The sequence below is a fragment of the Comamonas sp. SCN 65-56 genome (genome assembly GCF_001724135.1).
Lineage (GTDB): Bacteria > Pseudomonadota > Gammaproteobacteria > Burkholderiales > Burkholderiaceae_C > Comamonas_C.
In genome coordinates this window covers 206,748-222,564 of sequence record NZ_MEDS01000001.1, presented here as the reverse complement: position 1 = coordinate 222,564, position 15,817 = coordinate 206,748, and the positions used below count along the sequence as shown (strand labels likewise).

Annotated in this window: 15 protein-coding genes and 1 tRNA gene; 11 read left to right on the top strand and 5 right to left on the bottom strand. The window is 65.0% G+C overall.

Features of this window, described 5'->3' with window-relative positions; genetic code table 11:
• Window positions 1-21: 21 nt before the first annotated feature.
• Together yihA and ABS45_RS01040 are read left to right on the top strand one after the other, a co-directional pair.
• Complete coding sequence (gene yihA / locus ABS45_RS01045; protein ID WP_291551945.1) at window positions 22-744, top strand: ribosome biogenesis GTP-binding protein YihA/YsxC; 723 nt, start codon at window positions 22-24, stop codon at window positions 742-744.
• A 52-nt stretch (window positions 745-796) separates the two neighbouring features.
• Window positions 797-1,708: an alpha/beta fold hydrolase gene (locus ABS45_RS01040; protein ID WP_291551943.1), complete on the top strand. Its 912-nt coding sequence runs from the start codon at window positions 797-799 to the stop codon at window positions 1,706-1,708.
• 45 nt (window positions 1,709-1,753) lie between these two features.
• On the opposite strand, the gene ABS45_RS01035 is transcribed toward ABS45_RS01040, so the two are convergent.
• Window positions 1,754-2,626, bottom strand: a complete 873-nt coding sequence (locus ABS45_RS01035; protein ID WP_291551941.1) for a lipid A biosynthesis acyltransferase — start codon at window positions 2,624-2,626, stop codon at window positions 1,754-1,756.
• Window positions 2,623-3,480 carry a lysophospholipid acyltransferase family protein gene (locus tag ABS45_RS01030; RefSeq protein ID WP_291551939.1) on the bottom strand — a complete coding sequence of 286 codons (858 nt, stop codon included), beginning with the start codon at window positions 3,478-3,480 and terminating at the stop codon, window positions 2,623-2,625. Before ABS45_RS01030 ends, ABS45_RS01035 begins: the two co-directional genes overlap by 4 nt.
• Window positions 3,481-3,621: 141 nt before the next feature.
• Here ABS45_RS01030 and metK point away from each other — a divergent pair, with 141 nt between their 5' ends.
• The 7 genes from metK (at window position 3,622) to panC (ending at window position 11,311) form a co-directional block, all read left to right on the top strand.
• The gene (gene metK / locus ABS45_RS01025; protein WP_291551937.1) at window positions 3,622-4,812 is read left to right on the top strand and encodes a methionine adenosyltransferase; all 1,191 of its coding nucleotides are present in this window, start codon (window positions 3,622-3,624) and stop codon (window positions 4,810-4,812) included.
• 76 nt (window positions 4,813-4,888) lie between these two features.
• Entirely contained in the window at window positions 4,889-5,935 is a 1,047-nt protein-coding gene (locus ABS45_RS01020) for a bifunctional nicotinamide-nucleotide adenylyltransferase/Nudix hydroxylase (protein ID WP_291551935.1), read from the top strand.
• 179 nt (window positions 5,936-6,114) lie between these two features.
• The gene (groES, locus tag ABS45_RS01015) at window positions 6,115-6,405 is read left to right on the top strand and encodes a co-chaperone GroES (protein WP_291540403.1); all 291 of its coding nucleotides are present in this window, start codon (window positions 6,115-6,117) and stop codon (window positions 6,403-6,405) included.
• A gap of 80 nt (window positions 6,406-6,485) precedes the next feature.
• Window positions 6,486-8,129 carry a chaperonin GroEL gene (groL, locus tag ABS45_RS01010; protein ID WP_291551933.1) on the top strand — a complete coding sequence of 548 codons (1,644 nt, stop codon included), beginning with the start codon at window positions 6,486-6,488 and terminating at the stop codon, window positions 8,127-8,129.
• 177 nt (window positions 8,130-8,306) lie between these two features.
• Window positions 8,307-9,452 carry a branched-chain amino acid ABC transporter substrate-binding protein gene (locus ABS45_RS01005; RefSeq protein WP_291551931.1) on the top strand — a complete coding sequence of 382 codons (1,146 nt, stop codon included), beginning with the start codon at window positions 8,307-8,309 and terminating at the stop codon, window positions 9,450-9,452.
• Window positions 9,453-9,572: 120 nt separating this feature from the next.
• The gene (gene panB / locus ABS45_RS01000) at window positions 9,573-10,454 is read left to right on the top strand and encodes a 3-methyl-2-oxobutanoate hydroxymethyltransferase (protein ID WP_291551929.1); all 882 of its coding nucleotides are present in this window, start codon (window positions 9,573-9,575) and stop codon (window positions 10,452-10,454) included.
• Between the two features lie 14 nt (window positions 10,455-10,468).
• Window positions 10,469-11,311 (top strand): pantoate--beta-alanine ligase, encoded by an 843-nt coding sequence (gene panC / locus ABS45_RS00995; protein WP_291551927.1) that lies wholly within the window; start codon window positions 10,469-10,471, stop codon window positions 11,309-11,311.
• Window positions 11,312-11,319: 8 nt separating this feature from the next.
• On the opposite strand, the gene ABS45_RS00990 is transcribed toward panC, so the two are convergent.
• Window positions 11,320-11,406, bottom strand: a tRNA-Leu gene (locus ABS45_RS00990).
• A gap of 120 nt (window positions 11,407-11,526) precedes the next feature.
• On the opposite strand from ABS45_RS00990, the gene ABS45_RS00985 reads away from it, so the two are divergent.
• Window positions 11,527-12,147 carry a glutathione S-transferase family protein gene (locus ABS45_RS00985; protein WP_291551925.1) on the top strand — a complete coding sequence of 207 codons (621 nt, stop codon included), beginning with the start codon at window positions 11,527-11,529 and terminating at the stop codon, window positions 12,145-12,147.
• Window positions 12,148-12,170: 23 nt separating this feature from the next.
• On the opposite strand, the gene ABS45_RS00980 is transcribed toward ABS45_RS00985, so the two are convergent.
• On the bottom strand, window positions 12,171-14,084 hold the full coding sequence (locus ABS45_RS00980) for a propionyl-CoA synthetase (RefSeq protein ID WP_291551923.1): 1,914 nt from the start codon (window positions 14,082-14,084) through the stop codon (window positions 12,171-12,173).
• 57 nt (window positions 14,085-14,141) lie between these two features.
• Window positions 14,142-14,744 (bottom strand): isochorismatase family protein, encoded by a 603-nt coding sequence (locus ABS45_RS00975; protein ID WP_291551921.1) that lies wholly within the window; start codon window positions 14,742-14,744, stop codon window positions 14,142-14,144.
• A 128-nt stretch (window positions 14,745-14,872) separates the two neighbouring features.
• On the opposite strand from ABS45_RS00975, the gene ABS45_RS00970 reads away from it, so the two are divergent.
• Window positions 14,873-15,682: an IclR family transcriptional regulator gene (locus ABS45_RS00970; protein ID WP_291551918.1), complete on the top strand. Its 810-nt coding sequence runs from the start codon at window positions 14,873-14,875 to the stop codon at window positions 15,680-15,682.
• Window positions 15,683-15,817 lie beyond the last annotated feature (135 nt).

The window sequence follows — 15,817 nt, the reverse complement described above, 5'->3', positions numbered from 1 at the left end:
TTGTGCCAACCGCCCCGCCGCATGCCTTCCACCCCTGCCATCGCTTCCGCCACGCCCGCGCACGCCAGCATCGACGGCAAGGCGGCACTGGCCTGGATGCACACTGCGCGCTTTTTCACCACCGCCGCTCAGCTGCACCACCTGCCTGCGGTCGAGGTGCCGGAGATCGCCTTTGTCGGGCGCTCCAACGCCGGCAAATCCACCGCCATCAACACGCTGACGCAGCAACGCCAACTGGCTTTCGCCTCGAAGAAGCCCGGGCGCACCCAGCACATCAACCTGTTTGCGCTGGGCAAGCAGGGCGCGACCGACGCGGTGCTCGCCGACCTGCCGGGCTATGGCTACGCCGCCGTCTCGCGCGAAGACAAGCTGCGCTGGCAGCGCGTGATGCTCAACTACCTGGTGCAGCGCGAAAGTCTCACCGCCTTCGTGCTGCTGTGCGATCCGCGCCTGGGCCTGACCGAGCTCGACGAGGCGCTGCTCGACGCGCTGCGTCCGCGCGTGGAAGCCGGGCTGAAATTCCTCGTGCTGCTGACCAAGGCCGACAAGCTCACCCGCGCGGAGCAGGCCAAGGCGCTGTCCATTACGCGGCTCAATGCCGGTGGCGGTGAAGTACGGCTGTTCTCTGCGCTGAAAAAACAAGGCGTGGAAGACGTGGCGCAGCTGCTGTGGCAATGGAGCCACCCGGCTGACGCGCCAGCGTCCGCCCCTGCACAGACGGGTAACGGCGTTCTGCAGATTTGAAGCATTTCAGGCCTCCAACGCACTATTGACAAGCGCCGAAAGCTCTCATTTCATGAGTAATCACCCCACCCTGGAAGACATCGCCCTGCCCCACGGCATCCAGCTGCGCTGCCATGTGCAGGGTGAGCGCGGCCGGCCGGTGCTGCTGTTTCTGCATGGCTTTCCCGAAGGCGCCTTCATCTGGGATGCGCTGCTGGCCCATTTCTCGCAGCCGGCGCATGGCGGCTACCGCTGCATCGCGCCCTATCTGCGTGGCTATGGCGCCTCCAGCCAGCCGACAGACGTTGCCGCCTACCGCCCCAAACACCTGGTACAGGACATCGCCGCACTGATCGCCCATGAAGCCGCTGGCACGCCCCTCGCCTGCCTTGTTGCGCACGACTGGGGCGGCGCCATCGCCTGGAACCTGGCCAGCGCGCACCCAGCGCTGCTCGCGCGCCTCTTGATCATCAACGCGCCGCACCCCGGCGCGTTCGCGCGGGAACTGGCGCACAACCCGGTGCAGCAGGCGGCCAGCCAGTACATGCACTTCCTCTGCCGCCCGGACGCCGAGGCGCTGCTCGCCAAGGACGATTTCCGCCGCCTGTTTGCCCTGTTCCAGACTCCGGATGGAAAGCCGCCCGCCTGGCTGTCCGATGAGCTGCGCGCGCAGTACCGCGCCCTCTGGCAGCAGGGGCTGGCCGGCGCCTGCAACTACTACCGCGCAAGCCCGTTGCGCCCACCACGCGGCGATGACCTCGGCGCTGCCGCCCTGCAACTGCAGCCCGAGCTGCTGCAGGTGGGCGTGCGCACACAGGTGCTGTGGGGCCTGGCCGATACCGCACTGCACCCAGCACTGCTCGATGGGCTGCAGGACTGGGTGCCGCAGTTGGCGGTGCAGGCCCTGGCCGGCGCCTCACACTGGCTGGTGCACGAACACCCGGCGCGGGTCACACAGGTGCTGCAGGATTTTTTGACCACCTGAAAAATGAGCCGCTTGCTCAATACCAGAGCGCGTTAGAGCCACTTTTCATTGGTATAGCGAAGCCTGCCCCGCCGGTCGCGTCTTGAAGCGCTTGTGCACCCAGTAGTACTGCGCCGGCATCTGGCGGATGGCCGCCTCCAGTTCACGGTTCATGCGCGCGGTATCGGCCACAGGGTCGTCGGTCGGGTAATGCTCCCAAGCGGGCGTCAGCACCGCCTCGTAGCCGCCCGGCGTCAAGCGGCTGTACAGCGCCACCACCTTGGCGCGGCCCAGACGGGCGAAGCGCGACAGCGACGGGATGGTCGCCGCCTCGGGCACGGCAAAAAACGGTACGAAGACCGAATCCGTCGGCCCGTAGTCCATGTCGGGCAACAAGTACAGCAGGCCACCCTTGCGCAAACACTGGATGATGGGCTTGACGCCATCGGCGCGGTTGAGCATGGCCACGCGCCCAAAGCGCTGGCGCCCGCCCATGAACCAGGCGTCGAGCACCGGGTTGGGGTGGGTGGCGAAGATCGACGTGAACTCGCGCCTGGTATGGAGCGGCAGCGCCAGGCCGCCCGCATCCATGCTGTAGAAATGCGGCGCGAAGACGATGGTCGGCGTTGCACCATCGAGCTCGTGCACCGCACCGGTGAGCGTGACGCGCGAACGCACCAGCGCCTCGGAGCCGCTCCACAGCCAGCCGCGGTCCAGAAAGGTCTGGCAAAACACCTCGAAGGTCTCGCGCGCCAGCGCGTGGCGCCGGGCCTCGGTCAGTTCGGGAAAGCACAGCGCCAGGTTGCGCAGCGCCACCCTGCGCCTTTGCCGCGCCAGCACGAACAGCAGGCGGCCCACCCCGGCCCCGAGCGCACGCAGCCAGGGCAGCGGCAGGCGCCCCAGCAGGTTCAGCAGCGCAATGCCGATGCGCGCCATCATGCGGCGGGCTCCTGCTGCCGCGCCGCCAAGCCGCGTGGTTGTTTGTAGCGCCCATAGCCCCACAGGTACTGCTGCGGGCAGGCGCGGATCAGTTGCTCCATCGCGCCGTTGATCTGACCCACGGCCGTTGGCAGATCGGACGCGAGCGGCTCGGCCAGAGTCTGCAGATACAGCGCATAGCCGCGCGCCCAGGGCAGGCGCTCGCAGCGCGCAAGCACCACGGCCGCGCCGGTCTGCTGCACCAGGCGCGCCGCCAGCGTCATGGTGTAGGCATCGCGGCCGAAGAACGGCGCCCACAGGCCCAAGCCCTGCGGCGGCACCTGGTCGGGCAGCAGGCCCACGGCGCGTCCCTGGCGCAGCGCCTTGATCATCTGACGCACGCCCTGCAGAGTGGTCGGCACCGCCTGAATGCCGGGCCGCTGGCGCGCCTGCGCCACGATGGGCGCCAGCCAGGCCTTGCGCGCCGGACGGTAGAGGATGGTGAAATCGCCGTGCTCGGCGGCCCAGCGTCGCGCGCCCTCCTGCACCGAGAGTTCAAAGCAGCCAATGTGCGGCGTCAGAAACACGATGCCGCGCCCCGCGGCCCAGGCCTGCTCCACGCTCTCCTGCCCATGCACCGCGCAGTGCGGCAGGCGGCGCGACAACCACAGCCGGGGCGTTTCCGCCACCATGCGCCCCGCGTGCGCCACCGCGGCGCGCACGGCAGCAAAGCCATAGCCGGCAACGGCGGCATTGGCGACAAAGCGGCGCCGGTAGGTGGGCGAGAGCGCAAACGCCAGCCAGCCCATCGCCGCTCCCAACGGGTGGAGCAACCACAACGGCAGCACAGCCAAGAGGCGCAGGAAGAAGGACATGACTACAATGAAAGCGTCGCCGAGTTAACCGAGCAACTTGCAGGGCGACGTTAAATACCACTGCTAAAGCGTTCGCCACAAGGCTCCTTCGGAAGCCTGGGCAACGCCCCAGATGCTTAGCAACACGGAGTTTATGCACAAATGGCGAACGACTTTCTCTTCACCTCGGAATCCGTCTCCGAAGGTCATCCAGACAAGGTGGCCGATCAAATCTCCGACGCCGTCCTGGATGCCATCCTGCAGGTCGACCCGCGCGGTCGCGTAGCCGCCGAGACCTTGACCAACACCGGGCTGGTCGTGCTCGCGGGCGAGATCAGCCTGCGCTCGGACGTGGCAACGCCCGACTACATCCAGGTCGCGCGCGACACCATCAAACGCATCGGCTACGACAACACCGAGTACGGCATCGATTACAAGGGCTGCGCGGTGCTCGTCGCCTACGACAAGCAAAGCAACGACATCGCCCAGGGCGTGGACCAGGCGAGCGACGACCACCTGAACACCGGCGCCGGTGACCAAGGCCTGATGTTCGGCTACGCCTGCGACGAGACCGACACGCTGATGCCCGCGCCCATCTACTACGCACACCGCCTGATGGAGCGCCAGGCGCAACAACGCAAGAGCGGCGCCCTGCCCTTCCTGCGCCCGGACGCCAAGAGCCAGGTGACGATGCGCTACATCGACGGCAAGGTCGACAGCATCGATACCGTGGTGCTTTCCACCCAGCACAACCCGGATCAGAGCGAGACGCCGACGAAGATGAAGGCCAGCTTCATCGAGGCCGTGGTCGAACAGATCATCAAGCCGGTGCTGCCCAAGGAGTGGCTCAAAAACACCAAGTACCTGATCAACCCGACCGGGCGCTTCGTCGTCGGCGGCCCGCAGGGCGACTGCGGCCTGACCGGGCGCAAGATCATCGTCGACACCTACGGCGGCTCCTGCCCGCACGGCGGCGGCGCCTTCAGTGGCAAGGACCCGACCAAGGTGGACCGCAGCGCCGCCTACGCCTGCCGTTACGTCGCCAAGAACATCGTCGCCGCCGGCCTGGCGCGCCAGTGCCAGATCCAGGTGGCGTATGCGATTGGCGTGGCGCGGCCGATGAACGTTACCGTCTACACCGAGGGCACCGGGGTGATCCCGGACGAAAAGATTGCACAACTGGTCAACGACCACTTCGACCTGCGCCCCAAGGGCATCATCCAGATGCTCGATCTGCAGCGCCCGATCTACGCCAAGACCGCCGCCTACGGCCACTTCGGCCGCGACGAGCCCGAGTTCACCTGGGAGCGCACGGACAAGGCTGCGGCGCTGCGCGCAGCGGCCGGGCTGTAAACCCGGTATTTCCCCCTCTCCTTCTGGGAGAGGGCCGGGGTGAGGGCCCACCCGCCCCCAACCCACAGCACCCACCATGCACGACATCGCCATCCTCATCGGCCGATTCCAGCCCGTGCACAACGGCCATCTGGCCCTGCTGCATGAGGCACTGGCGCACGCACGGCGCGTCATCGTCATCGTCGGCTCCGCGCATCAGGCGCGCACGCCCAAGAACCCCTTCACCTGGCAGGAACGCGCCGCGCTGCTGCAGGCCAGCGTGAGCGCCGACGAAGCCAGCCGCCTCACGGTGCTGCCGGTGCGCGACTACTACGACGAGCCGCGCTGGGCCGATGCGGTGCGCGCCGCCGTCGCGACGCAGGCCGAAGCGGCCGGGAAAATTGCCCTGGTCGGCCACTTCAAGGACGAAAGCAGCAGCTACCTCGCGGCCTTTCCCGACTGGGCGCTGCTGCGCATGCCACGGCGCGGGCGGATGGACTCCACCGTGCTGCGCGATGCCTGGCTCGGCGCACCCGCGGGCGGCGCCGCGCAAGCGCTTGCGCCCTACCTGCGCGAGATCCCGCCCGCCACCGCCACGCTGCTGACGCAGTTTGCGAACACCCCGGAGTACACCGCCCTGCAAGAGGAATGGCAGATGCTGCGCGATTACCGCGCCGCGTGGGCCAACACCCCTTGGCCGCCGGTCTTCGTCACCGTGGATGCGCTGCTGCAATGCCGGGGCCAGGTGCTGCTGATACAGCGCGGCCGAGCCCCAGGCAAGGGCCTCTGGGCGCTGCCCGGCGGTTTTCTGGAGCCGCACGACACGCTGTGGCAATCCTGCCTGCGCGAACTGCGCGAGGAAACCGGCTATGCACTCGACGAAAACGCCTTGCGTGCGGCGTTGCGCCAGGTCACGGTGTTCGATCACCCCGGACGCAGCCAGCGCGGGCGCACGCTCACGCATGTCCATCACTTCGACCTGGGTCATGCGCCGTTGCCCGCCGTCCGCGGCGGCGACGATGCGGCCCACGCCCAGTGGCACCCCATCGGCGACCTGCCTGCGATGGAAGCGCTTTTGTTCGAGGACCACTTCCACATCCTCGACCGCTGCCTTGGCCTGCTTCCGACCGGCACCAGCGTCTGAGCCCCCCGCGCGCCTCTTTTTTGCACGAAGCGCGCACCTGCGCCTTGAAAAATGCCAAAACGCCTATATCATTAGCACTCGTTGGAGTTGAGTGCTAACACTACTCCACCCACCGATGAAACGGCTCGCAGGGAGCCGTTTTTGCGATGCAATTTTCTTTTAAGCCTCCAGGAGATGCTATGAAACTTCGTCCTCTGCACGACCGCGTGGTCGTCAAGCGCCTCGAAAACGAAACCAAGACCGCCTCGGGCATCGTGATTCCCGACAACGCCGCCGAGAAGCCCGACCAGGGTGAAGTGCTGGCCGTGGGCCCGGGCCGCCTCGACGAGGACGGCGATCGCATCAAGATGGATGTGAAGGTGGGCGATCGCGTGCTGTTCGGCAAGTACAGCGGCCAGACCGTCAAGGTCGATGGCGAAGAGCTGTTGGTAATGAAGGAAGAAGACCTGTTCGCGGTCGTCGAAAAGTAATCCGCCTTGTTTTGATAGCTGTCAACGCTTGCCAAGCAAGCGCTAGACGCTGATTTCATCCATATTTTCAGGAGCCAGACATGGCAGCAAAAGACGTAATTTTTGGCGGTGAAGCCCGCGCCCGCATGCTCGAAGGCGTGAACATTCTCGCCAACGCAGTGAAAGTCACCCTGGGCCCCAAAGGCCGCAACGTGGTGCTCGAGCGCTCCTTCGGCGCCCCCACGGTGACCAAGGACGGCGTGTCCGTCGCCAAGGAAATCGAACTCAAGGACAAGCTGCAGAACATGGGCGCCCAGCTCGTGAAGGAAGTGGCCTCCAAGACCAACGACATCGCCGGTGACGGCACCACCACCGCCACCGTGCTGGCCCAGGCCATCGTGCGCGAAGGCACGAAGTACGTCGCCGCCGGCCTGAACCCGATGGACCTCAAGCGCGGCATCGACAAGGCCGTCGCCGCCCTGGTCGAAGAACTGAAGAAGGCCTCCAAGGCCACCACCACGAGCAAGGAAATCGCCCAGGTCGGCTCGATCTCGGCCAACTCCGACGAATCCGTGGGCAAGATCATTGCCGACGCGATGGACAAGGTGGGCAAGGAAGGCGTGATCACCGTCGAGGACGGCAAGAGCCTGGACAACGAGCTCGAAGTCGTCGAGGGCATGCAGTTCGACCGCGGCTACCTCTCTCCCTACTTCATCAACAACCCCGAAAAGCAAGTCGCGCTGCTCGAAAACCCCTTCGTGCTGCTCTACGACAAGAAGATCAGCAACATCCGCGACCTGCTGCCGACGCTGGAACAAGTGGCCAAGTCCAGCCGCCCGCTGCTGATCATCGCCGAGGACGTCGAAGGCGAAGCGCTGGCGACGCTGGTGGTCAACACCATCCGCGGCATCCTGAAGGTCGTCGCCGTCAAGGCCCCGGGCTTCGGCGACCGCCGCAAGGCCATGCTCGAAGACATCGCCATCCTGACGGGCGGCAAGGTCATCGCCGAGGAAGTGGGTTTGACGCTGGAGAAAGCCACGCTGGCCGATCTGGGCCAGGCCAAGCGCGTCGAAATCGCCAAGGAAAACACCACCATCATCGACGGCGCCGGCGCCGCGGCCGACATCGAGGCACGCGTCAAACAGGTGCGCGTGCAGATCGAGGAGGCCACCAGCGACTACGACCGCGAAAAGCTGCAGGAACGCGTGGCCAAGCTGGCCGGTGGCGTGGCCGTGATCAAGGTGGGCGCTGCCACCGAAGTCGAGATGAAGGAAAAGAAGGCCCGCGTCGAAGACGCGCTGCACGCCACGCGCGCTGCGGTGGAAGAAGGCATCGTCGCCGGCGGTGGCGTGGCCTACTTGCGCGCCAAGCAAGCCATTGGCGACAAGCTCAAGGGCGACAACGCCGAGCAGGACGCCGGCATCAAGCTGGTGATGAAGGCCATCGAAGCGCCGCTGCGCGAGATCGTTGCCAACGCCGGTGGCGAACCCAGCGTGGTCGCCAACCAGGTGCTGGGTGGCAAGGGCAACTACGGCTTCAACGCCGCCAACGACACCTATGGCGACATGCTGGAGATGGGCATTCTGGACCCGACCAAGGTGACCCGCGCTGCGCTGCAACACGCGGCCTCCGTCGCGTCGCTGCTGCTGACGACCGAAGCCACCGTGACCGAAGCGCCCAAGGACGAAGCGGCTGCCCCGGCCATGCCCGGCGGCATGGGCGACATGGGCGGCATGGGCATGTAATGCCGCCGCGAAAGCCTGGTGCTTTCACGATCAAGGGCCGCCTCGTGCGGCCCTTTTTTGTGGTTTGTCACATCCGTGACGAAAAAGCCACACACCCTCGCGTTTTCTCCATTGCCAAGTCAGGTGGTGACCCATAAGGTAGCGCCTTCACTATTTGAACAGGCAGGAGCCATCCCTATGGAAATTTCGCGCAAGTTGCTGGTCGCCGCCGCCGTGGCGGGCATGGGTTCGATCGGTTTCGGTTCAAACGCCTTGGCGCAGGAACAGGTCATCAAGATCGGCCACATCGGCCCCGTCTCAGGCCCGCAGGCCAACTTCGGCAAGGACGACGAGAACGGCGTGCGCATGGCCATCGAGGACCTGAACGCCAAGGGCATGGAAATCGCCGGCAAGAAGATCAAGTTCGAGATCGTCGCTGAAGATGATGGCGCAGACCCCAAGCAAGGCACGGCCGCTTCGCAAAAGCTCTGCGATCAGAAGGTTGCGGGCGCGGTCACCTTCGTGAACTCGGGCGTGGCCATTCCGTCCTCCAAGGTGTTTCACGATTGCGGCATTCCGATGATCACCGGTGCCGCCACCAACCCCGACCTGACCAAGCCAGGCTGGAATACCACCTACCGCGTGATCGCCAACGACAACGCGCTCGGTGCCGCGCTGGCGGACTACACCGCCAAGACCCTCAAGCTCAAGACCGTGGCCGTGGTTGACGACCGCACGCCGTATGGCCAGGGCCTGGCGAGCGTGTACAAGGCAGCCGCGGAGAAGCTGGGTGTGAAGGTGGTGGCCAACGAGTTCACCAACGACAAGGCGACCGACTTCATGGCCATCCTGACCTCGATCAAGGCCAAGAAGCCCGACGCCATCTTCTACGGCGGCATGTATGGCCAGGCCGGCCCGATGCTGCGCCAGATGCAGCAGCTGGGCATGAACAACGTCAAGATGTTCGGCGGTGACGGCATGTGCGTGCCCGAGCTGGCCAACGTCTCCGCCAACGCCAAGACGCTGACCAACGTGGTCTGCGCCGACGGTGGCTCTTCCATCGAGAAGATGCCCGGCGGTGTCGAGTGGAAGAAGCGCTACGACGCCAAGTTTCCCGGCCAGTTCCAGGTCTACAGCCCCTACTTCTACGACGGCGTGATGCTGCTGGCCGACGCCATGAAGCGCGCCAACTCGTGGGACCCCAAGGTCTACATCCCCTTCCTGCAAAAGACGGATTACCAGGGCGTGACCTCGCATATCCGCTTCGAGCCCAACGGCGAGATGAAGGACCCGACCTACACCTTGAGCAAGTTCGTCGACGGCAAGAAGACAGCGCTGGATTGAGGTCAGCCGTTTTTTCGCAGTTTCACGGCCCGCGCAAGCGGGCCTTTTTTGTGGCAGCGCCAGGCCGCATCGCGCCGCATGGCATAGACTTGCCCCGGTTTTTTTCAGTACAGCCGAGCCATGAACATCCCTGCCACCACCCCGGGCACGCCCTACGGCACGCTGCCCCCCGCATCCCCGCTGCCACAGCGCAAGCCGATCAGCCTGCCGCGTCTCACCCAGATGCGAGAAGCGGGCGAAAAAATCACCATGCTCACCGCCTACGACGCCACTTTTGCCGCCGTGGCCGACGCGGCGGGCGTGGAATGCATCCTCGTGGGCGATTCGCTCGGCATGGTCTGCCAGGGGCTCTCCAGCACCGTCGGCGTGACGCTGGAGACCATGTGCTACCACATGGCCAGCGTCTCGCGCGGCGTGCGGCGGGTGCAAGGCACCGCCTGGCTGATCGGCGACCTGCCCTTCGGCAGCTATGGTGAATCGCCCGAGCAGGCGCTCAGAAGCGCCACCCAGCTGATGCAGGCGGGCGCGCACATGGTCAAGCTCGAAGGTGGTGGCTGGATCACCTCGACGGTGCGCTTTCTCGTCGAGCGCGGCATTCCCGTCTGCGCCCACCTCGGTCTCACCCCGCAAACCGTGCATGCCCTGGGAGGCTACCGCGTGCAGGGCAAGGGCGACGAAGCCGCCGCAACGCTGCGCCGCCACGCGCTCGAATTGCAGGATGCCGGTGCCGAAATGCTGGTGCTGGAGATGGTGCCGGCGCAACTCGCCGCCAGCCTCACGCTGGAGCTACCGCGCTGCCACACCATAGGCATAGGCGCAGGCAAAGGCACCGCCGGCCAGGTGCTGGTGCTGCACGACATGCTCGGCGTGAATCTGGGCAAGATGCCGCGCTTCGTACGCAATTTCATGGAGGATGCCGGCAGCATCAAGGACGCCATGCACGCCTACGTGCAGGCCGTGAAAAACGGCAGCTTTCCCGACGACAGCCTGCACGCCTGGTAAGCGGCAGTCTTCCCATGCAAGTCGTTCATACCATTGCCGACCTGCGCGCGGCGCTCGCCGGGCGTGGCCGCCCGGCTTTTGTGCCCACCATGGGCAACCTGCACGCAGGGCACCTGGCACTCGTGCGCCAGGCCAAACCGCTGGGCGATGTGCTGGTGGCCAGCATCTTCGTCAACCGCCTGCAGTTTCTGCCACACGAAGATTTTGATAGCTACCCACGCACGCTGCAAAAGGATTGCAAGGTTCTTGAAGCCGAAAGTTGTGACATCGTCTTCGCCCCACGCGAAAGCGATCTCTACCCGCAGCCCCAAACCTTCGTGGTGCAGCCCGATCCGCAACTCGCGGACATTCTCGAAGGGCATTTCCGCCCCGGCTTTTTCACTGGTGTCTGCACCGTGGTGCTCAAGCTCTTCGGCTGCGTCTTCGGTGGCAATCCGGGCACCGCGGTCTTCGGGCGCAAGGACTACCAGCAGCAGATGGTGATTCGCCAGATGGTGCGCCAGTTTGCGCTGCCGATTGACATCGTCACCGCCGACATCAGCCGCGCGCCGGACGGCCTGGCACTGAGCTCGCGCAATGCCTATCTGAGCCCTGAAGAACGCAGCCAGGCGGTGCAGCTCAGCCGCGCGCTGCAGACGCTTGCACAATCCGCCCTGGCCGCGCGCCAGGCCTTGCCAACACTGGAAAGCGACGCCGCACAAGCGCTGGGCGCGCAAGGCTGGGAGGTGGATTATTTGACCGTGCGCCAGCGCGGCGACCTGCAAGCGCCCGCAGGCGCGCTGGAAGCCGGGCATCTCGTGGCGTTGGGCGCTGCCCGCCTGGGCAGGACGCGGCTCATCGACAACCTGGAATTCTGATTCCTGGTTGGTGCGCGAGGCCGGACTCGAACCGGCACGCCCGTGAGGGCGTCAGGACCTAAACCTGGTGCGTCTACCAATTTCGCCACCCGCGCGCCAAGCTAGGGATTCTACCGACTGCCCGGATGCAAATTCCGCTCCCGAGGCCGTTCTCCGGCCCGGCGAAAGCCCTACCATCTGGGCTCTTGCCCTACCTGTCCAGGAGACTGTCCGTCGTGAAGCTCTACACCGCCACCCGCGCACCCAACCCTCGCCGCGTGCTCATGTTCATGGCTGAAAAAGCCATCACCGGCATCGACTTCGTCACCATCGACCTCAACGCCGGTGAACACAAGGCCGCCAGCTACCACGCCAAGGTGCCGGTTTCGCGCGTGCCCGCGCTGGAGTTCGACGATGGCCGCGTGCTCAGCGAAACACGCGCCATTTGCACCTGGCTGGAGGGCGCTCACCCGCAGAACAACCTGATGGGCGAGGACTTCGAGGAGCGCGCCTTCATTGAAATGCACGACCGGCGCGTCGAGTGGTACTGGCTGCTGCCGATTGCCAACTGCATACGCCACACCCATCCGGGCTTGGCCGCGCTGGAGCAGCCGCAGTTCCCGGATTTCGGCACCTCGCAAGGTGAAAAGGTGCGCGAAAGCGCACGCTGGCTCGATGCAACCCTGGCCCATCAGCCCTGGATGGCTGGCGAGCGCTTCACCATTGCCGACATCACGGCCTTCTGTGCGCTGGAGTTTGCCAAGCTGATGAAATTCAACCCGGGCGCCGAAGGCTACGCCGCCCTGCAGGCCTGGCGCGACCGCGTCGCCAGTCGCGAAAGCGCACGCGCGGGGTAACCGCCGCCCCGCGCAGCGCAGCCTTACGACTTGCGCGGGTAGCCCAGCGCGCTCAGCGCCTCCTGAATCTCAGGCAACACCGCATCGTCCTCGATGGTTGCCGGGATCTTCACCTCGCCGCCATCGGCCATGGTGCGGATGGTGACGCGCAACACCTTGCCCGAGCGCGTCTTGGGCAGGCGCGCCACCACATGCACACTCTTGAAGTCCGCCACCGCGCCAAGCTGCGCGCGCACGCGCGCCACCAGGTCCTTGCAGATCTCCTCATCGGTGTGCTTTACGCCCATTTTGAGCACCACCAGGCCCAGCGGCACCTGCCCCTTGAGCGCATCCGCCACACCCACCACCGCCGCTTCCGCCACGTCGGGATGCGAGGCCAGGATCTCTTCCATTTGTCCGGTGGAGAGCCGGTGCCCCGCCACGTTGATGATGTCATCGATGCGTGACATCACCCAGCCATAGCCCTCGGCATCGATGTAGCCCGCGTCGCCCGAGAGGTAGTAGCCCGGGTAACGCGAAAGATAGGTCTCCTCGTAACCGTGCTCGTTGTTCCACAGCGTGTAAAGCGTTCCCGGAGGCATGGGCAGCTTGATGACCAGGCTGCCGATCTCTCCCGGCTCCTTCTCCCTGCCCTCCTCGTCCAGGATGCGGATGTCAAAACCCGGCACCGGCTTGGTCGGTGAGCCTGGGTGTACCGGCAGATATTCCAGACCCATGCAGTTGCTGATGGCCGGCCAGCCGAGTTCCGTCTGCCACCAGTTGTCGATCACGGGTACACCGAGGATGTTCTGCGCCCATTCAATGGTGTCGGGGTCACCCCGTTCGCCTGCAAGGAACAGCGTGCGAAATTTGGAGAGGTCGTATTTTTTGACCAGCTCGCCATTCGGATCTTCCTTTTTGATCGCCCGAAACGCCGTTGGCGCGGTAAAGAACACGTTCACCCCATGCTCGGCGCAGACGCGCCAGAACGCCCCTGCATCGGGCGTGCCCACGGGTTTGCCTTCGTAAAGGATGGTGGTGCAACCCTGCAGCAGCGGGCCATAGACGATGTAAGAGTGGCCGACGACCCAGCCCACATCCGAGCCGGCCCAATACACATCGCCGGGCTTGACGCCAAAAACCGCATCCATGGACCAGCGCAGCGCCACGGCATGCCCGCCGTTGTCACGCACCACGCCCTTGGGCTTGCCGGTGGTGCCCGAGGTGTAGATCACGTACAGCGGATCCGTCGCAGCCAGCGGCACGCAATCGGCCGGCTGCGCCTTGGCAACGGCATCGTTCCACTCCACATCGCGCCCGGCCACCATGTCGCAGTGCAACTCGGGCCGCTGCAGGATCAGGCAGGGGGTAGCAGGCGCACCGGCAATCTCCAGCGCCTCATCGAGCAGCGGCTTGTAGGGCACGGCTTTGCCCGGCAGCAAGCCGCAGGAGGCAGACATCATCACCTTGGGCTTGGCATCCACGATGCGCTTGGCAAGCTCGGGCGCTGCAAAACCGCCGAAGACCACCGAATGCACCGCGCCGATGCGGGCGCAGGCAAGCATGGCGATCGCCGCCTCGGCGACCATGGGCATGTAGATGACCACCCGGTCGCCCTTGCCCACCCCCATGTCGCGCAGCACACCGGCGCAGCGCGCCACTTCGTCCTGCAACTGTCGGTAGGTGAACTTGCGCTGGGCGCCGGCGAGCGGGCTGTCATAGATGAGCGCCAGCTGGTCGCCGCGGCCACCCTCCACGTGCCTGTCCACGCAGTTGTAGCACGTGTTGAGCACACCTCCGGCAAACCAGCGGTAGAAGGGCTTGCGCGAGTCATCGATGACCGTGTCCCAGCGCTTGTCCCAGGCAATGCCCTCGGCAACGCCAGCCCAGAAACCTTGCGGATCACTCTGCGCCGCAGCCCGTGTTTTCGCGTAATTGCCAGAACCCAATGCACTCATACGTGTCTCCCATGTGTCAAGAGAGTTCAATTATCGGACAGCCTCTTGCCGCCCGATTCACTTGATCAGTCCAAGCATGTCCTTGAACGACGGATGTTCGCACGAGCGCAACCACTCAAACGCCACCATTTCAGTAGTTACCAATTCAGCACCTGCGCCCGCGAGCCGGTCAAATGCGGCGTCCCGGTTGCGATCGGTGCGCGAACCGCAGGCATCCGTCACGACCCAGATTTCAAACTCTTCTTCGATCAGTTCCAGCGCCGTCTGCAACAGGCACACATGCGCTTCGCAGCCGGCCACCACAATGCTCGGACGTTCACTGGAGACGGGCTGGCTCTTCTGCAGGTGCCTGGGCAGGCTGCGCGCGTTGCCCCTGGGGGCAGCAGGGGGCGGCGCAAGCCATTCGGCCAAGCCATCGGCTACCGCGCTGAAGTGCATCTTGGCCAGGGTCTTGTCGCACAACGCGCGCAGCTGAGCATCGTTGGGCCCCAGGCGCTGGGGGTTTTGCTCAGTCCCCCAAACCGGCACTTGAACCATTTTCGCCACCTGCGCCAGCCGACGTGCATTGGCCAGCACCGCCGCGCCATCCTGAATCACCGGCATCAGCCGTTCCTGATAGTCCACCAGCACCAACCGGGATTCTTCGGCATTGAGCAACATCGTTACGCTCCCACAAGACAGATGGGGCGGATTGTCGCAGTCCGGAGCTGCAGACGGACTGCACAGGAAAATTGCGCACAGGTCGTTTCACCAGATAAAATTCGCTTGCACCAGCCATCCAGCACGCCATGAAACGCACCCTCACTGACATCCCGCCGCGCCCCAGCGTCCAGGTCATCGAACGCATGTTCACGCTGATCGACATTCTGGCCGCTCGCGATGAAGCGATGTCGCTCAAGGAAATCAGTGACAAAGCCGGGCTGCACCCCTCCACCGCGCACCGCATCCTCAATGACCTGACCATAGGGCGCTTCGTGGATCGACCGGAAGCCGGCAGCTACCGCCTGGGCATGCGCATGCTTGAACTCGGCAACCTGGTGAAGGCGCGGCTCAACGTGCGTGATGCGGCCATCGTGCCCATGCGCAATCTGCACAAGATGATCCAGCAGCCGGTCAATCTGAGCGTACGCCAGGGCGACGAGATCGTGTATATCGAGCGCGCCTACAGCGAACGCTCGGGCATGCAGGTGGTGCGTGCCATTGGCGGTCACGCGCCACTGCACCTGACATCCACCGGCAAGCTTTTCCTTGCAGCAGAAGACCCGCAGCGCGTGCGAGCCTATGCCACGCGCACCGGTCTGCCCGGCCATACGCGCAACAGCATCACCCAGCTTTCCGCGCTTGAGCGCGAACTGGCCCGGGCACGCCAATATGGCATCGCACGAGACAACGAAGAGTTGGAAATGGGCGTGCGCTGCATCGCCGCCGGCATCTATGACGACCAGGGAGACCTGGTGGCGGGGCTCTCCATCTCTGCGCCAGCGGACCGTCTTGACGATGGTTGGTTGCCCAAGCTGCAGAGCAGCGCACACGAAATTTCCATCGCACTCGGCTATTCGCCATCAGCGCGACAGATCCACAGCGCCCGCGTGAGGTAAGAGGGCAAGGCGCCTGTGGCGTCGATGGTGGTTTTCATATCCGAAATCCGCCTGCCACCAGAGCACTGCGACGCATGTGCTGCGACCTGTCTCTTACGCGCTCCTGACAAACAGCGCGATTTGCAGGCCGATTTT